The 22969-nt window shown below is 72.5% G+C and carries 21 protein-coding genes; 13 read left to right on the top strand and 8 right to left on the bottom strand.

Annotated features, from left to right (window positions below; all coding sequences use genetic code 11):
* The first annotated feature begins 25 nt into the window (after window positions 1–25).
* The 4 genes from AXW62_RS00990 (at window position 26) to AXW62_RS00975 (ending at window position 3945) form a co-directional block, all read left to right on the top strand.
* Window positions 26–655, top strand: coding sequence for a PadR family transcriptional regulator (locus AXW62_RS00990; RefSeq protein WP_060942789.1), 630 nt, complete (start codon window positions 26–28; stop codon window positions 653–655).
* A 139-nt stretch (window positions 656–794) separates the two neighbouring features.
* On the top strand, window positions 795–1772 hold the full coding sequence (locus AXW62_RS00985) for an ATP-binding cassette domain-containing protein (RefSeq protein ID WP_060942788.1): 978 nt from the start codon (window positions 795–797) through the stop codon (window positions 1770–1772).
* A complete protein-coding gene (locus AXW62_RS00980) occupies window positions 1769–2578 on the top strand; it encodes an ABC transporter permease (RefSeq protein WP_060942787.1) in 810 nt (269 codons plus the stop codon). Before AXW62_RS00985 ends, AXW62_RS00980 begins: the two co-directional genes overlap by 4 nt.
* Before the next feature lie 77 nt (window positions 2579–2655).
* A complete protein-coding gene (locus AXW62_RS00975) occupies window positions 2656–3945 on the top strand; it encodes a hypothetical protein (RefSeq protein ID WP_060942786.1) in 1290 nt (429 codons plus the stop codon).
* Window positions 3946–4155: 210 nt separating this feature from the next.
* On the opposite strand, the gene gad is transcribed toward AXW62_RS00975, so the two are convergent.
* Both gad and AXW62_RS00965 read right to left on the bottom strand, forming a co-directional pair.
* Entirely contained in the window at window positions 4156–5568 is a 1413-nt protein-coding gene (gene gad / locus AXW62_RS00970; protein ID WP_060942785.1) for a glutamate decarboxylase, read from the bottom strand.
* Window positions 5569–5648: 80 nt separating this feature from the next.
* A complete protein-coding gene (locus tag AXW62_RS00965; protein WP_060942784.1) occupies window positions 5649–6461 on the bottom strand; it encodes a LysE family transporter in 813 nt (270 codons plus the stop codon).
* 123 nt (window positions 6462–6584) lie between these two features.
* On the opposite strand from AXW62_RS00965, the gene AXW62_RS00960 reads away from it, so the two are divergent.
* The 3 genes from AXW62_RS00960 to AXW62_RS00950 all read left to right on the top strand — a co-directional run bounded on the left by AXW62_RS00960 (window position 6585) and on the right by AXW62_RS00950 (window position 10444).
* Window positions 6585–7343, top strand: coding sequence for a MerR family transcriptional regulator (locus AXW62_RS00960; RefSeq protein ID WP_030838185.1), 759 nt, complete (start codon window positions 6585–6587; stop codon window positions 7341–7343).
* A 251-nt stretch (window positions 7344–7594) separates the two neighbouring features.
* Window positions 7595–8305 carry a DedA family protein gene (locus AXW62_RS00955; RefSeq protein ID WP_060942783.1) on the top strand — a complete coding sequence of 237 codons (711 nt, stop codon included), beginning with the start codon at window positions 7595–7597 and terminating at the stop codon, window positions 8303–8305.
* 435 nt (window positions 8306–8740) lie between these two features.
* A complete protein-coding gene (locus AXW62_RS00950) occupies window positions 8741–10444 on the top strand; it encodes a threonine/serine exporter family protein (protein WP_060942782.1) in 1704 nt (567 codons plus the stop codon).
* An 864-nt stretch (window positions 10445–11308) separates the two neighbouring features.
* Here the strand turns inward: AXW62_RS00950 and AXW62_RS00945 are convergent.
* A complete protein-coding gene (locus AXW62_RS00945) occupies window positions 11309–11800 on the bottom strand; it encodes an inorganic diphosphatase (RefSeq protein ID WP_014061662.1) in 492 nt (163 codons plus the stop codon).
* A gap of 86 nt (window positions 11801–11886) precedes the next feature.
* Here AXW62_RS00945 and dacB point away from each other — a divergent pair, with 86 nt between their 5' ends.
* From dacB to folE, 6 genes are all read left to right on the top strand, one after another.
* Entirely contained in the window at window positions 11887–13548 is a 1662-nt protein-coding gene (dacB, locus tag AXW62_RS00940) for a D-alanyl-D-alanine carboxypeptidase/D-alanyl-D-alanine endopeptidase (protein ID WP_079105864.1), read from the top strand.
* Between the two features lie 102 nt (window positions 13549–13650).
* The gene (locus AXW62_RS00935; RefSeq protein ID WP_060942781.1) at window positions 13651–14790 is read left to right on the top strand and encodes an Rv3626c family coenzyme F420 biosynthesis-associated protein; all 1140 of its coding nucleotides are present in this window, start codon (window positions 13651–13653) and stop codon (window positions 14788–14790) included.
* Between the two features lie 206 nt (window positions 14791–14996).
* Complete coding sequence (gene tilS / locus AXW62_RS00930) at window positions 14997–16172, top strand: tRNA lysidine(34) synthetase TilS (RefSeq protein ID WP_063817500.1); 1176 nt, start codon at window positions 14997–14999, stop codon at window positions 16170–16172.
* Between the two features lie 60 nt (window positions 16173–16232).
* On the top strand, window positions 16233–16772 hold the full coding sequence (gene hpt, locus AXW62_RS00925; RefSeq protein WP_060942793.1) for a hypoxanthine phosphoribosyltransferase: 540 nt from the start codon (window positions 16233–16235) through the stop codon (window positions 16770–16772).
* A gap of 255 nt (window positions 16773–17027) precedes the next feature.
* On the top strand, window positions 17028–19067 hold the full coding sequence (gene ftsH / locus AXW62_RS00920) for an ATP-dependent zinc metalloprotease FtsH (RefSeq protein WP_030838205.1): 2040 nt from the start codon (window positions 17028–17030) through the stop codon (window positions 19065–19067).
* Window positions 19068–19193: 126 nt separating this feature from the next.
* Window positions 19194–19799, top strand: coding sequence for a GTP cyclohydrolase I FolE (gene folE, locus AXW62_RS00915; protein WP_060942780.1), 606 nt, complete (start codon window positions 19194–19196; stop codon window positions 19797–19799).
* 79 nt (window positions 19800–19878) lie between these two features.
* On the opposite strand, the gene AXW62_RS00910 is transcribed toward folE, so the two are convergent.
* The 5 genes from AXW62_RS00910 to folP all read right to left on the bottom strand — a co-directional run bounded on the left by AXW62_RS00910 (window position 19879) and on the right by folP (window position 22957).
* Window positions 19879–20376 carry a DUF3180 domain-containing protein gene (locus AXW62_RS00910; RefSeq protein WP_060942779.1) on the bottom strand — a complete coding sequence of 166 codons (498 nt, stop codon included), beginning with the start codon at window positions 20374–20376 and terminating at the stop codon, window positions 19879–19881.
* A gap of 61 nt (window positions 20377–20437) precedes the next feature.
* A complete protein-coding gene (gene folK / locus AXW62_RS00905; RefSeq protein WP_060942778.1) occupies window positions 20438–21031 on the bottom strand; it encodes a 2-amino-4-hydroxy-6-hydroxymethyldihydropteridine diphosphokinase in 594 nt (197 codons plus the stop codon).
* The gene (gene folB, locus AXW62_RS00900) at window positions 21028–21387 is read right to left on the bottom strand and encodes a dihydroneopterin aldolase (protein ID WP_060942777.1); all 360 of its coding nucleotides are present in this window, start codon (window positions 21385–21387) and stop codon (window positions 21028–21030) included. The genes folK and folB overlap by 4 nt, the downstream gene beginning before the upstream one ends.
* Window positions 21388–21596: 209 nt before the next feature.
* Window positions 21597–22082: a nuclear transport factor 2 family protein gene (locus AXW62_RS00895; RefSeq protein ID WP_060942776.1), complete on the bottom strand. Its 486-nt coding sequence runs from the start codon at window positions 22080–22082 to the stop codon at window positions 21597–21599.
* Entirely contained in the window at window positions 22079–22957 is an 879-nt protein-coding gene (gene folP, locus AXW62_RS00890) for a dihydropteroate synthase (RefSeq protein WP_060942775.1), read from the bottom strand. Before folP ends, AXW62_RS00895 begins: the two co-directional genes overlap by 4 nt.
* Window positions 22958–22969: the final 12 nt, after the last annotated feature.

The raw sequence follows: 22969 nt of genomic DNA, 5'->3' as shown, positions 1-22969 counted from the left end.
GGACCAGGATGGAGAAGAGCGGGCGATGTCAGCGATCCGGCTGCTGGTGCTGGGGGCCGTGCGCCAGCACGGGCGGGCGCACGGCTACCAGGTCCGTAACGACCTGGAGTTCTGGGGCGCGCACGAGTGGTCCAACGCCAAACCCGGGTCGATCTACCACGCCCTCAAGCAGATGGCGAAGCAGGGCCTGCTGCGGGCGCACGATGTCGCGCCGAGCACGGCCGGCGGGCCGCCGCGCACCGAGTACGAGCTGACCGGGGCGGGCGAGGAGGAGTACTTCCGGCTGCTGCGGGAGGCGCTGCTGCGCCATGACCAGAAGATCGACGAGCTGACGGCCGGGGTGGGGTTCATCGTCGACCTGCCCCGCGCCGAGGCGATCGACCTGCTCAAGCGGCGGGTGGCGGCGCTGGAGGAGTGGCGGGCCGAGGTGGTCCGGCACTGGACGCCGCCGGACGGCACCCCCGACGCATGGGGCCATATCGGCGAGATCATGAAGTTCTGGGTGCACTCCGCGGACAGTGGCGCCGCGTGGACCCGGGGGCTGATCGAGCGGCTCGAGGGCGGGGCCTATGTGATGGCGGGTGAGGGGGAGCGCTCGGTGGAGGTGCTGCCGGAGGGGGTCCCCAACCCGTACGCCGCACCGGGCGCGGACTGAGCGGAGCCCCGTCGGCCGAGCGCGGCCGATGGCCCCGTCCAATTAATCAAGTTTGACTAGCCGCGGCTTCAGCAGTACCTTCCCCACCGCGTAGTCAAACTTGACTACGCGGTGGGGAGAAGAGGGAGAGGGGAAGACCTTGGCCGACAGCGATCCCGCGATCGTCGTCGAGGGACTACGGAAGAGTTACCGGGACAAACAGGCCCTCACCGGGCTCGATCTGACCGTTCCGCAGGGCACCGTGCACGCCGTGCTCGGCCCCAACGGCGCCGGCAAGACCACCTGCGTACGGATCCTGGCCACCCTGCTGCGGCACGACGGCGGGCGCGCCGAGGTCGCCGGGTACGACGTGCTGCGCGACCCCGACCAGGTCCGCTACCGCATCGGTCTGCTCGGCCAGCACGCCGCGGTGGACGAGGAGCTGAGCGGGCGGCAGAACCTGGAGATGTTCGGCCGCCTCTACCGCCTGGGCGGCCGCCGGGCGGCGGCCCGCGCGGACGAGCTGCTGGAGCGGTTCGGCCTCGCGGACACCGGCACCAAGGCCGTCGGCCGGTACAGCGGCGGCATGCGGCGCAGGCTGGATCTGGCCGCGAGCCTCATCATGCGGCCGCGGATCCTGTTCCTGGACGAGCCGACCACCGGGCTCGACCCGCGCGGCCGTACGGAGGTGTGGAACGCGGTCCGTTCGCTGGTGGACGGCGGTACGACCGTTCTGCTGACCACCCAGTACCTGGAGGAGGCGGACCAGCTCGCCGACCGGGTCTGCGTGATCGACGGCGGCCGGGCCGTCGCCGACGGGACCGCCGACGAGCTCAAGGCCCGGCTCGGCGGGGACCGTATCGAGGTGGTGCTGCGCGACGCCGGGCAACTGTCCGCCGCCGCCTCGGTCGTGGGCATGGCGGCCCGTGGCGGCGAGGTCGAGACCGACCCCGACCGCCGGCGGCTCGGCGCGCGGGTCACCGACCGGATCACCGCGCTGACGGAGACCGTACGGGCCCTGGCGGCGGCCGGGATCGAGGCGGAGGACATCGTCTTGCGCCGCCCCACCCTCGACGAGGTGTTCCTGCACCTCACCGGGGAGCGGGCGGAGACGGCCGAGGAGGAGACCCCCGTATGACGACCGCGACCCTCATCGACTCCTGGACCGGACCCCTCGTCGACTCCTGGACCATGACCCGGCGCGGACTCGCCCACTGGGCCCGGCAGCCCGTCCAGGTGGTGGTCCAGCTGGTCTTCCCGGTGATGACGCTGGTGATGTTCGCCTACGTCCTCGGCGGCGGGATGACCGTTCCGGGCGGCGGTGACTACAAGGACTTCCTGGTGCCGGGCACGTTCGCGCTCACCATGGTGTTCGGCCTCGAAGGGACCGTGCTCGCCATCACCCAGGACCTCAACAAGGGCGTCATCGACCGCTTCCGTTCGATGCCGATGGCCCGCTCGGCGGTCCTGGTCGGGCGCAGTGTGCTGGACATGCTCCAGTCGACGCTCGGCCTGCTCGTCCTGATCGGGGTCGGTCTGGCGATGGGCTGGCGCTGGCACGGCGGGCCCGGCGACACGCTCCTCGCCGTCGGGCTGCTGCTGTGGCTGCGCTTCGCCATGCTGTGGCTCGGCATCTTCCTGGGCATGGCCGCCGGGCGCCCGGAGATGGTGCAGGCCGTGCAGATCCTGGTCTGGCCGGTGGGCTTCGTCTCCAACGTCTTCTCCTCGCCCGAGACCATGCCCGGCTGGCTCGGCGCCCTGGCGGTCTGGAACCCGATGTCGGCGACGGCCACCGAGATCCGCGAGCTGTTCGGCAGCCCCGGCGGCGGTGGCGGCTCCTGGGCCGCGGACCACCCCGGGCTCCTCGCCGCCTGCTGGCCGCTGGTGCTGATCGCGGTCTTCCTCCCGCTCGCCGTGCGGCGTTACACGAGGCTCAGCCGCTGACGGCGGCCCGGTCCGGCCCGGATGCCGGGTGGGTCACACCCCCACCGGTCGCCGCCGGTTGCGGATACGGTGCAGGTATGGGGAACGACAGGTCGGGCACGGGGGCGGAGACGGCGAGCGGGCCCGGTTATGCCCTGCTGCTCGCCGCCGGCCCGGCCGGCAAACAGCGACTGATGGACACGACTGCCGCACTGCCCCAGTTCGCCGCCGTACCGCCGGCGGCGCTGCTGGGCACGCCCGGCGGGGCCAGCGTCGTCCAACTCGTGGACCCGGCCGACCCGCAGACGGTGCTGACCCATCTGCGGACGGCCGCCGCGCATCCGGGCCCGGTGCTGGTCCACCTCGCGGGCCAGCTCACCCTCGACGCCAAGCAGCGGCTGCCGCATCTGGCGCTGGCCCGTACGACGCCGAGGACCGCCCGCTACACCGCGCTGCCCTGGCACTGGCTCGCGGCCGAGCTGGGCCGGCGGCCACCGGGCAGCACCGTCGTGATCGCCGATCTGGTGGCCGACGAGACGGCGTGGCCGCTGCTGAGGACCGTCGGCCCGTACGGACTCGCGGCCGGCCTGACGCTGTACGGCACGGTGGCGCCCGGCCCGCCCAAGCGGGAGATGGCGACGCCGGTCTACAGCCAGGCGTTCGCCGGACTGCTCCGGGGCGCCGCCGAACGCCCGCCGCTGGCGCTGCTGCACCAGCGGGCGGCGCTGGAGGCGGGGCTGGGCGACGGTCCCGAACTGCTGCTGGACGGCGCCGGACCGGAGCGGGCGTACCCGGCCCCGGAGCCCTTCGTCCCCCAGGCACCGGCGGCCGGACCGATGGCGGTCGCCCCGCCCCCGATGCCCCCGGGTGCCCCGGAGCCGTTCCGGACCGCCGGCTCCGCACCGCCGCCCCGGCCACCGCGTGCCCCGGTGGCCCCGCCCGGACGGGCGCCGGTGCCCGATCCGCACGCCGCGATATTCGAGGCGGCCAACGCGGGGCGGCACAGCGAGGCGGCCTCGATGGCGGCCGCCTGGGAGCAGGAGGCCCTCCGGACGGCCGGCCCCCGTTCCGCCGAGGCGATCCACTGGCTGGAGGTCCGGGCCGATCTCTCGCGTATCGCCGGGGACCCGGCCCGCGCCTGCGAGCTGTGGCTCGCGGTGGCCGACGCGCGGCTGGGCAACGGGGAACCGGCCGGTCACCCGGAGGTCGAGGGGGCCGTGGACCGGGCGCACCACCAGTGGCAGTTCGTCCAGGACCGGGCCAGGGCCAGCGCCCTCGCCCCGCTGCTGCTCGACCTGCGGGGCAGGGTGCCCGGCCGCCGACCCGGCGCCCTGGAGGCGGTCCGGCGCCGGGCCGAGCTGCTCCGGGCCCCGGCCCAGACGGGCTGAGGGCCGCGCCGGCGGATCTGGCCGTCGCCGTGTGGCGGGCCGACGCCGCGCCGGGCGGGCCGGTGACCGTCGCCGTGGCGGCTGCTGTGGTGGCGAGCGGTGCGTGGTGCGCGGCCGGAGGCCGGACGGTGAGCGGCGGGACGGCGGGACGGCCGACGGCGGGACGATGGCTGATGGCTGATGGCCGATGGCTGACGGTCGGCGGCGGTCTCAGTGGTGGAACGCCTTGACGACCTTCCCCGTCGGCGCGGGCTGTGACCGCAGCTCCGGCAGCAGCGACGCCAGGTCGTCCAGGAAGAGGTCGGCGAGGTCCGCCGAGAAGCCGTTGCGGCACACCACCCTCAGCACGGCCAGGTCCTGCCGGTTGGGCGGGAAGGCGTACGCGGGCACCAGCCAGCCGCGTTCGCGCAGCCGCCGGGAGACGTCGTAGACATCGAAGCCGCCGACGTCCTCCGCCGTGGTGAAGGCGAACACCGGCAGCTGGTCGCCGCGGCTCAGCAGGGTGAAGTCCCCGAACGCCTCGATCCGTTCGGCGAGCGAACGCGCCACGTCGCGGGTGTTCTGCTGGATGGCGCGGAAGCCCTCCCGGCCCAGGCGCACGAAGGTGTAGTACTGGGCGGCCACCTGGGCGCCGGGGCGGGAGAAGTTGAGCGCGAAGGTCGGCATGTCGCCGCCCAGGTAGTCGACGCGGAAGACCAGCTCCTCGGGCAGATCGTCGGCCGTACGCCACAGGATCCACCCCACGCCGGGGTAGACCAGGCCGTACTTGTGCCCCGAGGTGTTGATGGAGGCGACCCGCGGCAACTGGAAGTCCCACGCCAGGTCCTGGTCGAGGAACGGCGCGACCATCGCGCCCGAGGCGCCGTCGACATGCACCGGGATGTCCAGGCCCGTGCGCTCCTGGAGGTCGTCCAGCGCCCGGCACACCTCGGCGACGGGTTCATAGGAGCCGTCGAAGGTCGAGCCGAGGACGGCCACGACCCCGATGGTGTTCTCGTCGCACAGCTCGGCGGCGGCCTGGGGGTCGAGGTGGAACCGGTTGCCCTCCATGGGCACCTGCCGCGCCTCGACCTCCCAGAAGTTGCAGAACTTCTCCCAGCACACCTGGACGTTGGTCCCCATGACCAGGTTGGGGCGGGCGGTGGCCGGATAGCTCACCGGGTTCCGCTTGGCCCAGCGCCGCTTGAAGGCCATTCCGGCCAGCATGCACGCCTCGCTCGACCCCGTGGTGGAACAGCCCATGACCGAGTCCGGGTCGGGGGCGTGCCACAGATGGGCGAGCATCGCCACGCACCGCCGCTCCAGCTCCGCGGTGCGCGGGTACTCATCCTTGTCGATCATGTTCTTGTTGAGGCAGTCGGACATCAGCCGGTCAGCCTGCGGTTCCATCCACGTCGTGACGAAGGTGGCGAGGTTCTGGCGGGCGTTGCCGTCCAGCATCAGCTCGTCATGGACGAACTGATAGGCGGTCGTGGGCGCCATCGGCCCGTCCGGGAGGCGGTGGCGCGAGGGGGTGCAGGTCATCCCGCTGGCCGGGTTGGCCTCGCCGTAGAGCGGGTTGACGGAGAGCGCGGGACGACCTTCTCCGGCGCGTGGTCCGCGCGTGCCTTTGTGAAGTGCCATCTTCGTTAAATTACGGGCATATCGGGCGCAAAGCTCGGTCCCGCGCCGCACCCCGCCGCCGCGCCCCCGCGCCGTACCGGCTACCCCGCGCTGCTGAGCGACAGCTTCGCCGCGAAGCCGAGGAACGCCGCGCCCGCGACCGCCGACAGCCCCGCCCGCAGCCGCCGACGCCGCCGGAGGGTGGCCGCGAGATACGTACCGCTGAAGATCAGCACCGACAGGTAGGTGATGCTGAACAGCTGCGCCCAGGCGCCCAGCGCCACGAAGGACAGCGCGGGATGCGCGTAGTGCGGATCCACGAACTGCACGAAGAAGGAGATGAAGAAGAGGATTGCCTTCGGGTTGAGCAGGCTGATGACCAGAGCCCGGCGGTACGGGCGCTCGCCCTCCGCGGAGCCCGCGCCCGGGCCCTCCGCGGAGCCCGCGGACTCGGCCATGGCCGAACCCATGGCCGAACCCACGGCCGAACCCACGGCCGAACCCATGGCCGAACCCGCGGCCGAGCCCATGGCCGAGTCCGCGGCTCCGTCCGTCGTCCTCGTGTCCGCCGCGCCCCCGGCGCTCCGGGCCGCCCCCGCGTTCGCCGCCCGGCGCCGCCACAGCGCCCGCGCGCCGCGCAGCATGCCCACCGCCAGCCAGGTCAGATAGCCCGCGCCCGCGAACTTGACCACCGCGAAGAGCACCGGGCTGGCGTGCAGCAGCGAGGCCACCCCGCCCGCCGACAGCGCCATCAGGACCGCGTCCCCGCACAGCACCCCGGCCGCCGCCCGGTAGCCGGTGCGGGGGCCGCGGCGGGCCGCGACCGACACCACGTAGAGCGAATTGGGGCCCGGCAGCAGGATGATCAGCGCCAGACCGGCCAGATAGGTCGAAAGATCCGTTATCCCCAGCACAGCCGACAGAATGGCAGGGGTCCGCCGCGCCGCCCATCCGGTTTCGCCATCCGGACTTGCACCTCACGCGACGTGAGGCGGCACCGTGGAACCCGTACCGAACACAAGGAGACGGACCGGGCCATGAGCTACTCCGTGGGACAGGTCGCGGGCTTCGCCGGCGTCACGGTGCGCACCCTGCACCACTACGACGAGATCGGGCTGTTGCGCCCGGGCGCCCGCAGCGCGGCCGGGCACCGGCGTTACGACGACGCCGACCTCGACCGGCTGCAGCGGATCCTGTTCTACCGGGAGCTCGGCTTCCCGCTCGAGGAGGTGGCCGTGCTGCTCGACGATCCGGACGTCGATCCGCAGGCCCATCTGCGGCGACAGCACCGGCTGCTGAGCGACCGGATCGAGCGGCTGCGGAAGATGGCCGCCGCCGTCGAACACGCCATGGAGGCACGGAAGATGGGCATCAAGCTGACCCCCGAGGAGAAGTTCGAGGTCTTCGGGGACTTCGACCCGGACCAGTACGCGGACGAGGTCGAGCGGCGCTGGGGGAACACCGAGGCGTACAAGGAGTCCCAGCGCAGGGCGGCCTCGTACACCAAGGAGGACTGGAAGCGGATCCAGGCGGAGGGGGACGAGATCACCGACCGCTTCGTCGCGCTGCTGGACGCGGGCACCTCGCCGCGGTCCGAGGCGGCGATGGACCTCGCCGAGGAGCACCGGCAGTGGATCAGCCGGAACCACTACCAGTGCGACCCGGAGCTGCACGCCTGCGTGGGCCGGATGTACGTCTCGGACCACCGCTTCACGGAGAACATCGACAAGGCCCGGCCGGGGCTGGCCGCCTACCAGCGGGACGCGATCCTCGCCAACGCGGAGCGGCACCACTAGGGGGACTCCGGGGCCCCGGGTCGGTGGGAACCAAGCGGCACGCCGAGGGGGACCCCGGGGGGCCCGGGTCGGTCGGAACCAAGCGGCACCACTAGGGAGACCCCGGGAGCCCCGGGGCGGTGGGAACCAAGGGCACGCACACGGCGTTGATAGCTTTGGGCGGCACACTGCGAAACGGCACTCAGTCCGCCCCGAACCTGCGGCCGGGCCTCGCACGAGCCTGCACCCCTCGACCCAGGAGCCTCCCACTCGTGAACACCCTCGCGCTCGGCCCTCAGTGGCTGGACCCGGACTATCTGATCGATACCTTCGGTCTGCTCGGCGTCCTGGCCATCGTTTTCGCGGAGTCCGGCCTGCTCATCGGCTTCTTCCTGCCGGGCGACTCGCTGCTCTTCACCACCGGTCTGCTGGTGACGACCGATGTGATCAAGCAGGATCTGTGGCTGGTGTGCGTGGCCGTGGCCGTCGCCGCGGTCCTCGGTGACCAGGCCGGATACCTCTTCGGCCGGAAGGTGGGGCCGGCGCTGTTCCGGCGCCCCGACTCCAAGCTCTTCAAACAGGAGAACGTGGAGAAGGCGCATGAGTTCTTCGAGAAGCACGGCCCGAAGTCGCTGATCCTGGCCCGTTTCGTGCCCATCGTGCGGACGTTCACGCCGATCATCGCGGGCGTGAGCCGGATGAACTACCGCTCGTTCATCATCTTCAACGTCATCGGCGGTGTGCTGTGGGGCACCGGCGTCACGCTGCTGGGCTCCGCGCTCGGAAAGATCGACTTCGTGCACCAGCACATCGAGATGATGCTGATCGCGATCGTGCTGCTGTCGGTCATCCCGATCGCGATCGAGTACCTCCGGGCCCGCGGCAAGGCGAAGAAGGAGGCCGTCGCGGGGGCGGCGGACCCGCAGGGGCCGGCCGCGGGCGCCCCCTCGCAAGGGCCGCGCGGCCGCCACGCCAAGCGCTGAGCGGCGGGCCTCCGGGCGGCGTGGGTCGCTCCGGGGCTCTTCCTGGCTCCCTGGTTTTCCCCCGTGCTTTCTCGCGGGGGCCGCGGGGGCGCCACGCCGAGCGCTGAGCGGCGGGGTTCCGGGTGGCGCCGACCGCCTCCGGGTCTCCTCTCGGCTCCCCGGTTTCCCCGCGCCCCCTCGCAGGGGCCGCGCGGACGTCACGCCGAGCGCTGAGCGGCGGGGCTCCGGGCGGCGCCGACCGCCTCCGGGTCTTCTTCCGGCTCCCCGGCTCCCCGGCTTCCCCCGCGCTTCCTTCGCCCGTATCCACATCCGTCACACACCTCCCCCACTGCCACTCGGCGGTCACCGCCCCTCACAATGGGCTCCGGTGGCCGCCGATGCTGCATCCTTGGCTGCTGGAAACCGTACGGGGAGGCTGGTGAGGAGCGAGAAGACGTGAGTCCGGACCGTCAGTACGTGCCGCGTGGCGTGAGCACGCCGGACGCGGACACGGGGGAGAACCTGAAGCCGCAGTCCGACGAGGCACACAGCGCCTTCACCCCGCCCCTGGGCGTACCCCTGCCGCCCCCGCCCGAGGACGAGCACCCGACGTCGGAGTTCGCCGTCCCCGAGGGGCTGACCTCGGAGGCCCCCAGCGAGCCCGAGGGCTCGGCCTTCGTGCCGCCCGCCGGGGTGAAAACCCAGAACAACCAGACCACCGGCGGCTTCCCCGTCATCACCCCGCCGAACGGCATCCCCGCCCTCCGGCTGACCAAGGACGCCCCCTGGCAGGACCGGATGCGCACCATGCTGCGCATGCCGATCAGCGAGCGGCCGGCACCCGAGCGGGTGGAGCGGCAGGACGAGACGGGGCCGGCCGTGCCGCGCGTGCTCGACCTCACCCTCCGTATCGCCGAGCTGCTGCTCGCGGGCGGCGAGGGGGCCGAGGACGTCGAGGCGGCGATGCTCGGCGTGGCCCACGCCTACGGGCTCGACCGCTGCGAGCCGACCGTCACCTTCACCCTGTTGTCGGTCAGCTACCAGCCCTCGCTGGTCGATGACCCGGTCACCGCCAGCCGGACCGTGCGGCGCCGGGGCACCGACTACACCCGGCTGTCCGCGGTCTTCCGGCTGGTCGACGACATCACCTCACAGGACGACTTCACGCTGGAGGAGGCGTACCGGCGCCTGGCCGAGATACGCCGTAACCGCCACCCCTACCCCGGCTGGGCGCTCACCGTGGCGGGCGGCGGGCTGGCCGGCGCGGCGAGCATGCTGGTCGGCGGTGACTGGCCGGTCTTCTTCGCGGCGGCCATCGGCGCGATGCTCGGCGACCGGCTGGCGTGGCTGGCCTCGGGGCGCGGGCTGCCGGAGTTCTACCAGTTCGTGGCCGCGGCGATGCCGCCCGCCGCGATGGGGGTCGCCCTGAGTCTGGCGAACTCCGGACTCCAGGCGTCCGCCGTGATCACCGGTGGGCTGTTCGCGCTGATCCCTGGGCGGGCGCTGGTCGCGGGCGTCCAGGACGGGCTGACCGGCTATTACATCACCGCGGCGGCCCGCCTCCTGGAGGTCGGCTATCTGATCGTCGGCATCGTGTGCGGTGTGCTCACGGTGCTCTACGGGGGCGTCCAGCTCGACGCCAAGCTCAACCCGGAGGCGGCGCTGCGCCATGTCGAGCGGCCGGTGATCCAGATCCTGGCGGCGATGCTGCTCGCGCTGACCTTCTGCATCCTGCTCCAGCAGGAACGGCACACCGTGCTGTTCGCCACGCTCAACGGCGGGGTCGCCTGGGTGGTCTACGGCGCGCTGGCCGACACGGCGCGCGTCCCGCCCGTCGCCGCCACGACCGTGGCCGCCGGGCTGGTCGGCCTCTTCGGCCAGCTGCTCTCCCGCTATCGGTACGCCTCCGCGCTGCCGTACGTCACGGCGGCGATCGGACCACTGCTGCCCGGTAGTGCGACCTACTTCGGTCTGCTCGCCCTGGCCCAGGGCAACCTGGACCGCGGCATCCCCCACCTCACCCAGGCGGCGGCACTGGCCCTGGCGATCGCCATAGGGGTGAACCTGGGAGGCGAGGCCGCGCGCCTCTTCCTCAAGAGCCCCGGCGCCCCGAGCGCCCCCTCCGACCGGCGCGCCGCCAAACGGACCAGGGGCTTCTGACCCTTCCCGGTACTGCTGGGCGCCCGGCTCCCGGCCGGGCGCCCTTGAGTCCCGTGAGCGGGGGCGGGCGCCGCCTGCGGACCGCCGGGCGGGTGGGGCAGTGGGGCGCGGGGTGCCCCGAAAGGCGAAGACGCGGGCGGGGGCAGGCCCGGAGACGCGGGCGGGCGCGCCCGGGAACGCCGGGCGAGCGGGCCCGGAGACGCGGACGTGGGTGCGCCCCGGAGACGCGGGCAGGTCCGGAGACGCCTGACGGGAGCGGGCCCGGAGAGGCAGCGCGAACCGCCCCGGAGACACCGGGCGGGCGGGTCCGGAGACGCAGTGCGGGCAGGCCCGGAGACACCGGGCGGTCGGTGCCCAAAGACGCCAGGCGGGCAAGCCCGGGAACGCCGGACGGACAGGTCCGGAAACACCGGGCGGGGGCGGGTCCGGAGACGCGGGCGGGCGCGCCCGGGAACGCCGGGCGGACGGTGCCCAAAGACGTCGGGCGGCAAGCGGAAACACCGGGCGGCCAGGCCCGGAGGCGCGGACGTGGGTGCGCTCGGAGACGCGGGCAGGCCCGGAACACCGGGCGGTCGGTGCCCAAAGACGTCGGGCGGCAAGCGGAAACACCGGGCGGCCAGGCCCGGGAACGTCGGGCGGGCAGGTCCGGAAACGCCGGACGGGAGCGGGCCCGGAGACGCGGATCGGCCCGGAGACCCAGCGCGAACCGCCCCGGAGACGCGGACGCGGGCGGGCCGGGAAACGCGGGCAGGCCCGGAAACGCCTGACGGGAGCGGGTCCAGAAACGCGGGCGGGCCCGGAAACGCAGACGCGGGCGGGCGGGGCACCCGCTGGGTGTCCCGCCCGCCCGACGTGGGTCAGGACTCAGTGGCCGCCGGCGGCCTCGAGACGCTTGATGGACGCCTCCACCTCGGCCTCGGCCTCGGCGCGGCCCACCCAGTTGGCCCCTTCGACCGACTTGCCCGGCTCGAGGTCCTTGTAGACCTCGAAGAAGTGCTGGATTTCCAGGCGGTCGAACTCCGAAACGTGGTGAATATCACGCAGATGCTCCACCCGGGGGTCCGAGGCCGGTACGCAAAGCAGCTTGTCATCGCCGCCCGCCTCGTCCGTCATCCTGAACATGCCGATGGCACGGCACTTGATCAGGCAGCCGGGAAACGTCGGCTCGTCGAGAATGACCAGTGCGTCCAGCGGGTCGCCGTCCTCGCCGAGGGTGTTCTCGACGAAGCCGTAGTCCGCGGGGTAGCTGGTCGACGTGAAGAGTCGCCGGTCAAGACGGATGCGACCCGTCTCGTGGTCCACCTCGTACTTGTTCCGCGAACCCTTCGGGATCTCGATGGTGACGTCGAACTCCACGGGTGGCTCCTCCATGATCAACACATACGTCTGGTGATTAAGTGTCCCCCACGCAGGTGTGTGGTGGCGAAAGGGGCTGGTCGGTCGTGCCTGAAGCCAGATCGCGGCAGGTCAGGGAGTGGCTGAGCCACCGGCTCAGCCGTGGGCTCCGTGGGCTGGGCCGTGCCCGCGGCCGTGGGCTCCGTGGGCTGGACCGTGCGCGCGGCCGTGGGCTGCGTGGACTGGACCGTGCCCGCGGCCGTGGGCTGCGCGAGCTGGACCGTGCCCGCGACCGTATCCGGCGCCAGTGGCGGCGCACACCGCCCGAGCAGCGGCGGACCTGGCGGCTGGTGGCGGTCTCCGCGACCACCGGTCTGGTGGTCGCCGTGGTGTCGGTGCTGGTGGCCGGGCCGTGGGACGCCGGTCGGCGTACGGCCGAACGCGCCCGCGCCGCCGAGGACACGGCCACGGACGGGCGGAACGGCGGCCCGCCGAAGCCCGCGCCCAGCGCCGCGCCCGTGCTGGCCCCGCTCGGCGCGCAGCACGCTTCCCGGTCCCCGGACGGCGGTGAGGACGCCGTACCGCCGCCCACCGGGGCGGGGCTCGCCGACACCCTCGAACCGCTGCTGGACGACCCCGCCTTGGGCGATGAGCGCTCGGTGTCGGTGGTGGACGCGGCCACCGGTCAGCAGGTGTTCGGCGCCAAGGAGGGCACCCCCACCGTGCCCGCCTCGACGATCAAACTCGCGACCGGCGCCGCGGCCCTGGCCGCCCTCGGCCCGGACCACCGCATCAGGACCAGCGTCGTGGCGGGCGCGGGCGGCCACGACATCGTGCTGGTCGGCGGCGGCGACCCGACGCTCACCGCCCGCGCCGTCAAGGGCCACGACCACCCCGCCGCGCTGCGCCGGCTGGCCGACGCGACCGCCCGCGCCCTGAAGAAGCGCGGCGCGGGCCCCTACCGGCTCGGCTACGACACCTCGCTCTACTCCGGGCCGAAGCTCCACCCGATCGGTCCCAACGAGAACATCTCTCCCGTCGTCCCCCTGATGGCCGACGAGGGCCGTAAGGACGACAGCGACCACGGTCCGGCCCCGCGCGCCGGGGACCCGGCCGCCGACGCGGCCGGCGCGTTCGCGTCGATGCTGCGCGACCGGGGTGTCGAGGTGAAGGGCGAGCCCCGGTCGCGGAAGGCCGCGAAAGGCGCCCGGACGCTGGCCTCGGTCCGTTCCCAGCCGCTGTCCTCGCTCGTCGAGCGGATGCTGACCACCAGCGACAACGACATCGCCGAGGCCCTGTCCCGGCAGACCGCCCTCGCGGCGGGCGAGCCCGCCAGCTTCGAGGGCGGGGCGAAGGCCGTGACCGACCGGCTGCGGAAGCTGGGGCTGCCGCTGGGCGGGGCGCGGATCGCGGACGGCAGCGGGCTCGACCGCGCCGACCACGTGTCCGCCGCGCTGCTCGCCCAGGTGCTGGTGCGCGCCGCCGGCCACGACCACCCGGAGCTGCGGTCGCTGCTCACCGGGCTGCCGGTGGCCGGTTTCACCGGCACGCTGCGCACCCGCTACGCCGAGGGCGGGGTCGGCCGGGGCGTGGTCCGCGCCAAGACCGGCACCCTCACCGGGGTCAACAGCCTCGCGGGCTCGGTCGTGGACGCGGACGGCCGGCTGCTGGTCTTCGCGTATCTGACCAATGGCACCACCGACGCGCTCGGCGCCCAGCGCGCCCTGGACCGGATGGCCTCGGCCCTCGCCAACTGCGGCTGCCGCTGAGCGGTGGGGAACGCTCCGATACGCGGCGGCCGATACGTGGCGGCCGCCTGTGCGGACCCGCGTGTCCTCCCGGATGGCGCGCGGGCCACGTACCGTGAAGCCATGACGAGCATCGGTGGTGTGGAGATGGTCGACTGGAACCTCGCGGTCGCGACCGCGACCCGGCTGGTGCGCCCGGGGCCCGAGGTCAGCCGCGACGAGGCGCGCGCCGTCGTCGCGGAACTGCGCCGGCACGCCAAGTCCTCGGAGGAGCACGTCCGCGCGTTCACCCGGATGGCCGTCTCCGGACCGGGCTCCGACACCCCCGTCCTCGTCGTGGACCGCGCGGGCTGGATCAAGGCCAACGTGGCGGGCTTCCGGCAGATCCTCAAACCGCTGCTCGGCAAGATGCAGGACCGGCGCGGCGGACTGCGCGGCGGGGCCGTGCTGGGCACGGTCGGCGGCAAGGTGACCGGGGTCGAGCTGGGGATGCTGCTGTCCTTCCTCGCCTCCCGGGTGCTCGGCCAGTACGAGACCTTCGCCCCGGCGACCCGTGAGCTGCCCGCCGGCTCCCCCGGCGGCGGCCGGCTGCTGCTGGTGGCGCCCAACATCGTCCATGTGGAGCGCGAGCTGGACGTGGCCCCGCACGACTTCCGGCTGTGGGTCTCGCTGCACGAGGAGACCCACCGCACCCAGTTCACCGCCGTGCCCTGGCTGCGCGACCACCTCGAATCGGAGATCCAGGCGTTCCTCGGCGAGACCGATGTGGACCCGGCCACCCTGCTGGAGCGGATCCGCGAGGCCGTCCAGTCCCTGGGCGGCGGCCGTCCGGCGGACGAGGTGGACGAGGCGGAGGGGCGCGCCGCGCCCAGCATCATCGAGCTCGTCCAGACCCCGGCCCAGCGCGAGATCCTGGCCCGGCTGACCGCGGTGATGTCGCTGCTGGAAGGCCATGCCGACTTCGTCATGGACGGGGTGGGGCCGGAGGTCGTGCCGTCCGTGGCGGAGATCCGGGAGAAGTTCCAGAAGCGCCGGGCGAGCGGCGCGGGCCGGCTGGACCAGGCGCTGCGCAAGCTGCTGGGGCTGGACGCCAAGCTGCGGCAGTACCGTGACGGTGAGCGGTTCGTGCGGGCCGTGGTGAGCCAGGTCGGCATGGACGGCTTCAACCGGGTCTGGACCTCGCCCAACACCCTCCCGACCAAGGCGGAGATCAGCAAACCCGCGGAGTGGGTCGCGCGGGTGCACCGCAGGGCGGAGTCATAGAACCGGCACGCCCCCTCGCACTCGCGAAAACGGACGAACGCCCTCCTTAATCACCCGTCCGAGGGACCGTTGGCGACGGGTAGGCGTGCGATGCTCGGGGAACAGCCCGCTTCTGTCACCATCGACATACGCAGCGTGACGAAAAAGCTCGCACCCCCAAGCTCGCCCCCCGAGGCACCCCCTCGAATGACAGATGGGAAACGGACATGGGTCCCCATCCAGCGGTCGCCGCGATACGCCTCGCGGTCCGCCGCGTCCTCCACGACGTCCTCGTCGCCCACTCGGCCGCATCCTCCTCCTCGCCCACCCCGTCAGCGTCCTCCTCGCCTTCCTCGCCTTCTGAGCTGTCCGGGCCCTCCGGGCCCTCCTCGCCCGCCGCGTCCCCTCCGGCGCGTTCGGCCCGTTCGGCCTCCGCCCTCCGCCGTTCCGCTCCGCGAGCCGACGCGCCGCTCGTGCTCGCCGCCTGCTCGGGCGGCGCCGACTCCATGGCGCTCGCCTCCGCCCTCGCCTTCGAGGCCCCGAGGCTCGGTCTGCGCGCCGGCGGGGTCACCGTCGACCACGGTCTGCAACAGGGGTCCGACGCCCGGGCCGCCGAGGTCGTCGACCGGATGCGGTCCCTGGGGCTGGCGCCGGTCGAGGCCGTCGCCGTGTCCGTCGGCCGCGGCGGCGGCCCCGAGGCCGCCGCCCGGGACGCCCGTTACGCCGCCCTGGACGCCGCCGCAGAGCGCCACGGAGCCGCCGCCGTGCTGCTCGGCCACACCCGGGACGACCAGGCCGAGACGGTGCTGCTGGGCCTCGCCCGCGGCTCCGGCACCCGCTCGCTGTCCGGTATGGCCTGGGTCTCCGGGACCGGCGGCCGCTACCGCCGCCCCTTCCTCCAGCTGGACCGGCACACCGTCCGGGAGGCGTGCCTGGCCCAGTCGCTGCCCGTCTGGGACGACCCGCACAACGCCGACCCGGCCTACACCCGCTCCCGGGTCCGCCACGAGGCGCTGCCCATCCTGGAGAAGGCGCTGGGCAAGGGTGTCGTCGAGGCGCTCGCCCGCACCGCCCAGCTCTCCCGCGACGACGCCGACGCCCTCGACGCCTGGGCCGCCCGTGCCGAGGCCGAGGTGATGACCACCGCACCGGCGGCGGCCGGCGGCGCGCAGGCCGTGCATCTGGACACCGGCGGCCTGCGCGGACTGCCCGCCGCGGTCCGCCGCCGGGTGCTGCGCCGTGCCGCCATCGCCGCGGGCGCGCCCGCCGGGTCGCTCTTCGCCCGCCACATCGAAGAGGTGGACCGGCTGATCACCGGCTGGCGGGGCCAGCGGGCCCTCAACCTCCCCGGCCGCGTCGAGGTCCGCCGAGAGGGTGGCAGACTGGTCATCCGGCAGGGCTGATCCGCCCGAGCCAGATGAGCCGGTAGTCGAACGAGAGTGGCGCGGGTGGACGACAAGGACATGGGCACCGACCTCAAGTCGGTCCTCATCACCGAGGAAGAGATCAACGCGAAGCTGGCCGAGCTGGCCGCCGCCATCGACGAGGAGTACGCGGGCAGGGACCTGCTGATCATCGGCGTGCTCAAGGGCGCGGTCATGGTGATGGCGGACCTGGCGCGCGCCCTGTCCACACCTGTCACCATGGACTGGATGGCCGTGTCGTCCTACGGCGCGGGCACCCAGTCCTCCGGTGTGGTGCGTATCCTGAAGGACTTGGACACCGACATCAAGGGCAAGCACGTCCTGATCGTCGAGGACATCATCGACTCCGGACTGACGCTGTCGTGGCTGCTGTCGAACCTGGGCTCGCGCGAGCCGGCCTCGCTGAACGTCTGCACCCTGCTGCGCAAGCCGGAGGCGGCCAAGGTCGCCATCGATGTGAAGTGGGTCGGCTTCGACATCCCCAATGAGTTTGTCGTCGGCTACGGACTGGACTACGCCGAGAGGTACCGGAACCTGCGGTTCGTCGGCACTCTGGCCCCGCACGTCTACGGCGGCTGACGGGCGCCGCGGCCTGCTGGGAACCTGGCGGGGTTTTCCGCCGTTGGAGCAGGGGAAGGCGGTTTTGTTAACAGTCCACGGCGGCGTCGGGTGACAATGCTGGGGTACCGTCCGAAGGTCAGTCTTTTTCGAGACTGAGGATTACACAGCTCATACACCACGAATACACCGCAATACACCGCACGCACAGGCGCCCCTCCAGGGCTGCCGTGCCTCACTGTGGCAGGAGGGACGGGGCGGCTTCGCCCCGTATGGATGGACGTGAAGCGCTACTTCCGTGGGCCGGTCATGTGGATCGTGCTGGCCGTCCTCGCCGTGGTCGTGTTGATGCAGGTCGTCGGCTCGTCCGGCGGCTACAAGTCGGTGGACACCAGTCAGGTCGTCAAGGCGATCAACCAGAACCAGGTCCAGTCCGCCGAGCTGACGACCGGCGACGAGCACAAGGTAAAGATCGAGCTCAAGGACAACGTCGCCAAGATCTCGGGCAGCAACAAGCTCCAGGCCACCTACATCGGTGACCAGGGCGTCGATCTCGCCAAGACTCTGCAGGCCAATGCCCAGAAGCCGAACGGGATCCCCGACGGGTACAACGTCTCGACGTCGAAGCAGAACCCCTTCGTCGGGATCCTGCTCTCGCTGCTCCCGTTCGTGCTGATCGTCGTGGTCTTCCTGTTCCTGATGAACCAGATGCAGGGCGGCGGCTCCCGGGTGATGAACTTCGGCAAGTCGAAGGCCAAGCTGATCACCAAGGACACGCCGAAGACGACGTTCACCGATGTGGCGGGCGCCGACGAGGCGGTCGAGGAGCTCCAGGAGATCAAGGAGTTCCTGCAGGAGCCGGCGAAGTTCCAGGCCGTGGGCGCCAAGATCCCCAAGGGTGTACTGCTGTACGGCCCGCCCGGTACGGGCAAGACGCTGCTCGCGCGAGCCGTCGCGGGTGAGGCGGGCGTCCCGTTCTACTCGATCTCCGGCTCCGACTTCGTCGAGATGTTCGTGGGTGTGGGCGCCTCCCGCGTCCGCGACCTGTTCGAGCAGGCCAAGGCCAACGCCCCGGCCATCGTCTTCGTCGACGAGATCGACGCCGTCGGCCGGCACCGCGGCGCGGGCATGGGCGGCGGTCACGACGAGCGCGAGCAGACGCTGAACCAGCTGCTCGTCGAGATGGACGGCTTCGACGTGAAGGGCGGGGTCATCCTGATCGCCGCCACCAACCGGCCCGACATCCTCGACCCGGCGCTGCTGCGGCCGGGCCGCTTCGACCGGCAGATCGCCGTCGACCGTCCGGACATGCAGGGCCGACTGGAGATCCTCAAGGTCCACCAGAAGGGCAAGCCGGTCGCCCCGGACGTCGACCTGTCGGCCGTCGCCCGCCGCACCCCCGGCTTCACCGGTGCCGATCTGTCGAACGTGCTGAACGAGGCCGCCCTGCTGACGGCCCGCAGCGACAAGAAGCTGATCGACAACCACTTCCTGGACGAGGCGATCGACCGTGTCGTGGCCGGTCCGCAGAAGCGGACCCGGATCATGAGCGACAAGGAGAAGAAGATCACCGCGTACCACGAGGGCGGTCACGCCCTGGTCGCGGCGGCGTCTCCGAACAGCGACCCGGTGCACAAGGTCACGATCCTCTCCCGCGGCCGGGCCCTGGGCTACACCATGGTCCTGCCCGACGAGGACAAGTACTCGACCACGCGCAACGAGATGCTGGACCAGCTCGCCTACATGATGGGCGGCCGGGCGGCCGAGGAGCTCGTCTTCCACGACCCGACCACGGGCGCGTCCAACGACATCGAGAAGGCGACCGCCACGGCCCGCGCGATGGTCACGCAGTACGGCATGACCGAGCGGCTCGGCGCGATCAAGTTCGGCTCCGACAACTCCGAGCCGTTCCTGGGCCGCGAGATGGCTCACCAGCGCGACTACTCCGAAGAGGTCGCCGCCCTGGTGGACGAGGAGGTCAAGAAGCTCATCGAGGCCGCGCACAACGAGGCGTGGGAGATCCTCGTCGAGAACCGGGACGTCCTGGACAACCTGGTGCTGGCGCTGCTGGAGAAGGAGACGCTGAACAAGGAGGAGATCGCCGAGATCTTCGCCCCGGTCGTCAAGCGCCCGGCCCGCCCGGCGTGGACCGGCTCCTCGCGGCGTACGCCCTCCACCCGTCCGCCGGTGCTCTCCCCCAAGGAGCTGGCCCCGGCGAACGGCGCCCAGCCCACCTCGGCGGCTTCGCTGACGAAGAGCGCGGCACCGGAGGACGCCGAGCGTCCCGAGGGATCGGGCTCCGGTTCGGAGAGCTGATATCCCCCCGCCGGGGGCGGTGCCCGTCCCCGGCGGACCCGGAATGAACGCCGTGTCCACCAGGTTCTAGCCTGGTGGACACGGTATTTCGCGTTCGTGTGCGTATGTGAGGAACGAGGCAGCTCCATGATCGACCCGGTGACGCTGAACGGCGAGAGCCCTATTGGCGTGTTCGACGAGAAGCGCGCCGAGAACGCGATCCGCGAATTGCTGATCGCTGTCGGCGAGGACCCGGACCGGGAGGGGCTGCGCGAGACGCCGGGGCGGGTGGCCCGTGCGTACAAGGAGATCTTCGCCGGGCTGCGCCAGGAACCCGAGGACGTCCTGACCACCACCTTCGACCTGGGCCACGACGAGATGGTGCTGGTCAAGGACATCGAGGTGATGTCCTCCTGCGAACACCACCTGGTGCCCTTCGTGGGCGTGGCGCACGTCGGCTACATCCCGTCCCTCGACGGCAAGATCACCGGGCTGTCCAAGCTGGCCCGGCTGGTGGACGTCTTCGCCCGCCGCCCCCAGGTCCAGGAGCGGCTGACCACGCAGATCGCCGACTCCCTGATGCGGATACTGGAACCGCGCGGGGTGATCGTGGTGGTGGAGTGCGAGCACATGTGCATGACCATGCGCGGGGTGCGCAAGCCCGGCGCCAAGACCCTCACCTCGGCCGTCCGCGGCCAGCTGCGCGACCCGGCCACCCGGGCGGAGGCGATGAGCCTCATCATGGCCCGCTGAGGGGCCGCTCAGCACCCCTCGGGCGGCCTGGCCGGCCGCTGTACCGAGCCGGCCGAGCTGCTCGGGGCGCTCCGGCGGCTCAGGCGCGGGCCGCCGCGCTCGGGCCGTTGCCGTCGCGGTCGTCGTCCTCCGGGAGCTTGCAGACCCGCTCCAGGAAGAACGCGGCCGCCACCACCCCCACGGCCGCCACCACCGAGGCCCCGGCGTAGAGCGCCTGGTCCCGGCGGGCGGGGACATCGAGCTGTTCCATGGCCAGGAAGACGCCCACACCGCCGTACATCCCCGCGACCAGCGCCGCCACCAGCGCACTGGCCTGCCCGAAGACCACCGCGCGGGCGGCCACCATCGGGTCCACGCCCTTGGCGCCGGGCTGACGCTCCCGCTGGGCGCGCAGCCGGGACCGCAGCGACAGCGCGGTGGCGGTCAGCACGACCGCGATCAGGGCCAGCACGATGGGCGCGGCCACCGGGACGCTCGGCAGCGAGCCGAACGTGTCCCACAGCCGGGCCCCCGCCCACGACACCAGACCGGCCGCGGCGAACAGCCCGACCAGCACCCCGATCCGAAGTTGCCTCACCGAGCGGTCGCCCCTCAATTCAGTACGTGCCAACGTCCCCGGAACCTACCCGGACCAACGTCTACTCGGGCAGTCGCAGTTCCAGATCGGTGCGGACCCGGACCCCCTCCTGGCCCACCGCGGCCAGCAGCCCCGCGACCGCCCCCCGCCCGGGGACCTCGGCCTGCGGGTCCACGTCGTTCCACGGCACCAGCACGAAGGCGCGCTCATGGGCGCGCGGATGCGGCAGGGTCAGCTCGGGGTCGTCGGACACCACGTCCTGGTACGCCACGATGTCCACGTCGATGGTGCGCGGGCCCCAGCGCTCGTCCCGCACCCGCTTGAACGCCTCCTCGATCGCGTGACCGCGCTCCAGCAGCGAGGACGGCGGCAGCGTCGTCTTGATCAGCACCACCGCGTTGAAGTACGTGGCCTGGGTGCCGGACTCCACCCCCCACGGCTCCGTCTCGTACACCGGCGACACCGCCTTGACCCGCAGGCCCGGGGTGTCCTCCAGCGCGTCGATGGCGCCCTGGAGGGTCTCCAGACGGTTGCCCAGGTTGCTGCCGAGCGAGATCACCGCCCGTTTGGGGTTGCTCAACGTCACATCGGCGGCGTCCACCTGTTCCAGCACGGAGGTGGGAACGGGCTGCACGGTCGGGTCGCTGCTGCTCATGCTCGGCTCCGGGTGATGGTGATGGTCACGTCGTCGAAGGGCACGGTGATCGGGGCCTGCGGCTTGTGCACCACGACCTCGACCTCCCGTACCACCTCGTGCTGGAGGCACCGGTCCGCGATCCGTTCGGCCAGCGTCTCGATCAGATCGACCGGCTCACCCCGTACCACGTCCACGACCTCCTCCGCCACCACGCCGTAGTGGACGGTCCGGCCGAGGTCGTCGTCGGCCGCGGCGGGCCGAGTGTCCAGGCCGAGCACGAGGTCCACGACGAAGTCCTGGCCCTCTTCGCGCTCCTGGGGGAGCACGCCGTGGTGCCCGCGAGCCTTCAGGCCGCGCAGCGCGACACGATCCACCTGAATCACTCCTGCTGGTCGTCGGTACGCGGGCACGCCCCGGCCCGGCCGGAACGCACCACCCGTCCCCCGCCGTTTGCGGGGGTACCTGCCTCGAATCTACCTGCGGGCCCCGGCGGCACCCGCCCATGGGGTGGGCGGCGCCCGCTGCCGGCGCTCCGTGCCACAGCCTTCTACCCCCACCTCGGGGGGCTCGAACGAAGGCGGGCTCAGCCCGGCGCCAACCGGTCGTCGCCGGGGCCTCCGGGACCGCCCGGCTCGTCGTCGTCACTCTCCGCGAGCACCGGGGAGCCGTGGTGCGACCAGACCTTCCAGCCGTCCTCCGTGCGGCGGAACACGTTCGTGGCCACGACCAATTGGCCCACCAGCGGGCCGAGCTGGCCCTCCTCCTCCGCGGGGGCGCCGCTCAGGATGTTCTCGGTGCAGGTCACCAGGGCGGTGTCGGACATCACCGACACCTCGACATCGGTCAGGAAGAACTGGATGTAGTCCGTGTTCGCCATGATCAGCGCATAGGAGCGGAGCACCTCGCCCCGGCCGCGCAGCACCGGCCAGCCCGGGTGGACACAGGACACCTCGGTGTCGGGTGAGTCCAGCCACAGCCGTTGCAGGGCGGCGTGGTCGCCCTGCTCCACGGCCTCGTACAGCGCGGTGTTCACCAGCGCCACACGTTCGCTGTCCGTAAGGGAAGTCACAGCGCTCCCGCCGGGTTCTCGGCCGCTTCGATGGCCCGCGCCACGCGCACCGCGTCCGCGCTGGCCCGTACCTCGTGCACCCGGACCGCCCAGGCGCCCTCGCGCGCCGCGATCGCGGAGACCGCCGCCGTGGCGGCGTCCCGCTCCCGGGCGGGCGGCGGGGCGCCGTCGGCACCGGCCAGGACGCGCCCCAGGAACCGCTTGCGGGAGGCGGCCACCAGCAGCGGCCGGCCCAGCTCCCGCAGCGCGGACAGATGGGCCAGCAGCGTCAGGTCGTGCCCGGCGTCCTTGGCGAAGCCCAGGCCCGGGTCGACCACGATCCGCTCCGGGGCGATACCGCCCGCCACCGCCTGCTCCAGGCGGGTGCGCAGCTCGGCGACGACCTCGCCGACCACGTCCGCGTAGACCGCCCGGTTGTTCATGTCGATCGACTGGCCGCGCCAGTGCATCACCACGAACGGCACCCCGGCCGCGGCCACCAGGGGCACCATCGCGGGGTCGGCGGCGCCGCCGCTGACGTCGTTGACCAGCCGGGCGCCGGCCTCCACGGCCCGCTCGGCCACCGCGGCCCGCATGGTGTCCACGCTGATCACGACCCCGGCCGCGGCCAGCTCCCGGACGACCGGGATCACCCGGCGCAGCTCCTCGGCCTCGTCGACGCGTGCCGAACCGGGGCGGGTCGACTCACCGCCGACGTCCACCAGGTCGGCCCCGGCGGTGACCAGGTCGAGACCGTGCTTGACGGCCAGTTCGGTGTCGAACCACTGGCCGCCGTCGGAGAAGGAGTCGGGCGTGACATTCACCACGCCCATCACCGCGCACCGGTCCCACCGCGGCAGTCCGGTCACTTGGCCCCGCCCATGCAACGTGCTCATGTCCCCAGCCTA

Source organism: Streptomyces hygroscopicus subsp. hygroscopicus (genome assembly GCF_001553455.1).
Taxonomy (GTDB): domain Bacteria; phylum Actinomycetota; class Actinomycetes; order Streptomycetales; family Streptomycetaceae; genus Streptomyces; species Streptomyces hygroscopicus.
The sequence above is the reverse complement of the archived record's forward strand: the minus strand, read 5'-3'. Positions and strand labels throughout refer to the sequence as shown.

Bases quoted from the DNA above. Each gene is read 5' to 3' on its own strand.
- AXW62_RS00990 (WP_060942789.1), top strand. From the start codon at position 26: ATGTCAGCGATCCGGCTGCTGGTGCTGGGGGCCGTGCGCCAGCACGGG.
- AXW62_RS00980 (WP_060942787.1), top strand. From the start codon at position 1,769: ATGACGACCGCGACCCTCATCGACTCCTGGACCGGACCCCTCGTCGAC.
- AXW62_RS00975 (WP_060942786.1), top strand. From the start codon at position 2,656: ATGGGGAACGACAGGTCGGGCACGGGGGCGGAGACGGCGAGCGGGCCC.
- gad (WP_060942785.1), bottom strand. From the start codon at position 5,568: ATGGCACTTCACAAAGGCACGCGCGGACCACGCGCCGGAGAAGGTCGT.
- AXW62_RS00960 (WP_030838185.1), top strand. From the start codon at position 6,585: ATGAGCTACTCCGTGGGACAGGTCGCGGGCTTCGCCGGCGTCACGGTG.
- AXW62_RS00935 (WP_060942781.1), top strand. From the start codon at position 13,651: ATGACGAGCATCGGTGGTGTGGAGATGGTCGACTGGAACCTCGCGGTC.
- tilS (WP_063817500.1), top strand. From the start codon at position 14,997: ATGGGTCCCCATCCAGCGGTCGCCGCGATACGCCTCGCGGTCCGCCGC.
- hpt (WP_060942793.1), top strand. From the start codon at position 16,233: ATGGGCACCGACCTCAAGTCGGTCCTCATCACCGAGGAAGAGATCAAC.
- ftsH (WP_030838205.1), top strand. From the start codon at position 17,028: ATGGACGTGAAGCGCTACTTCCGTGGGCCGGTCATGTGGATCGTGCTG.
- folE (WP_060942780.1), top strand. From the start codon at position 19,194: ATGATCGACCCGGTGACGCTGAACGGCGAGAGCCCTATTGGCGTGTTC.
- folK (WP_060942778.1), bottom strand. From the start codon at position 21,031: ATGAGCAGCAGCGACCCGACCGTGCAGCCCGTTCCCACCTCCGTGCTG.
- folP (WP_060942775.1), bottom strand. From the start codon at position 22,957: ATGAGCACGTTGCATGGGCGGGGCCAAGTGACCGGACTGCCGCGGTGG.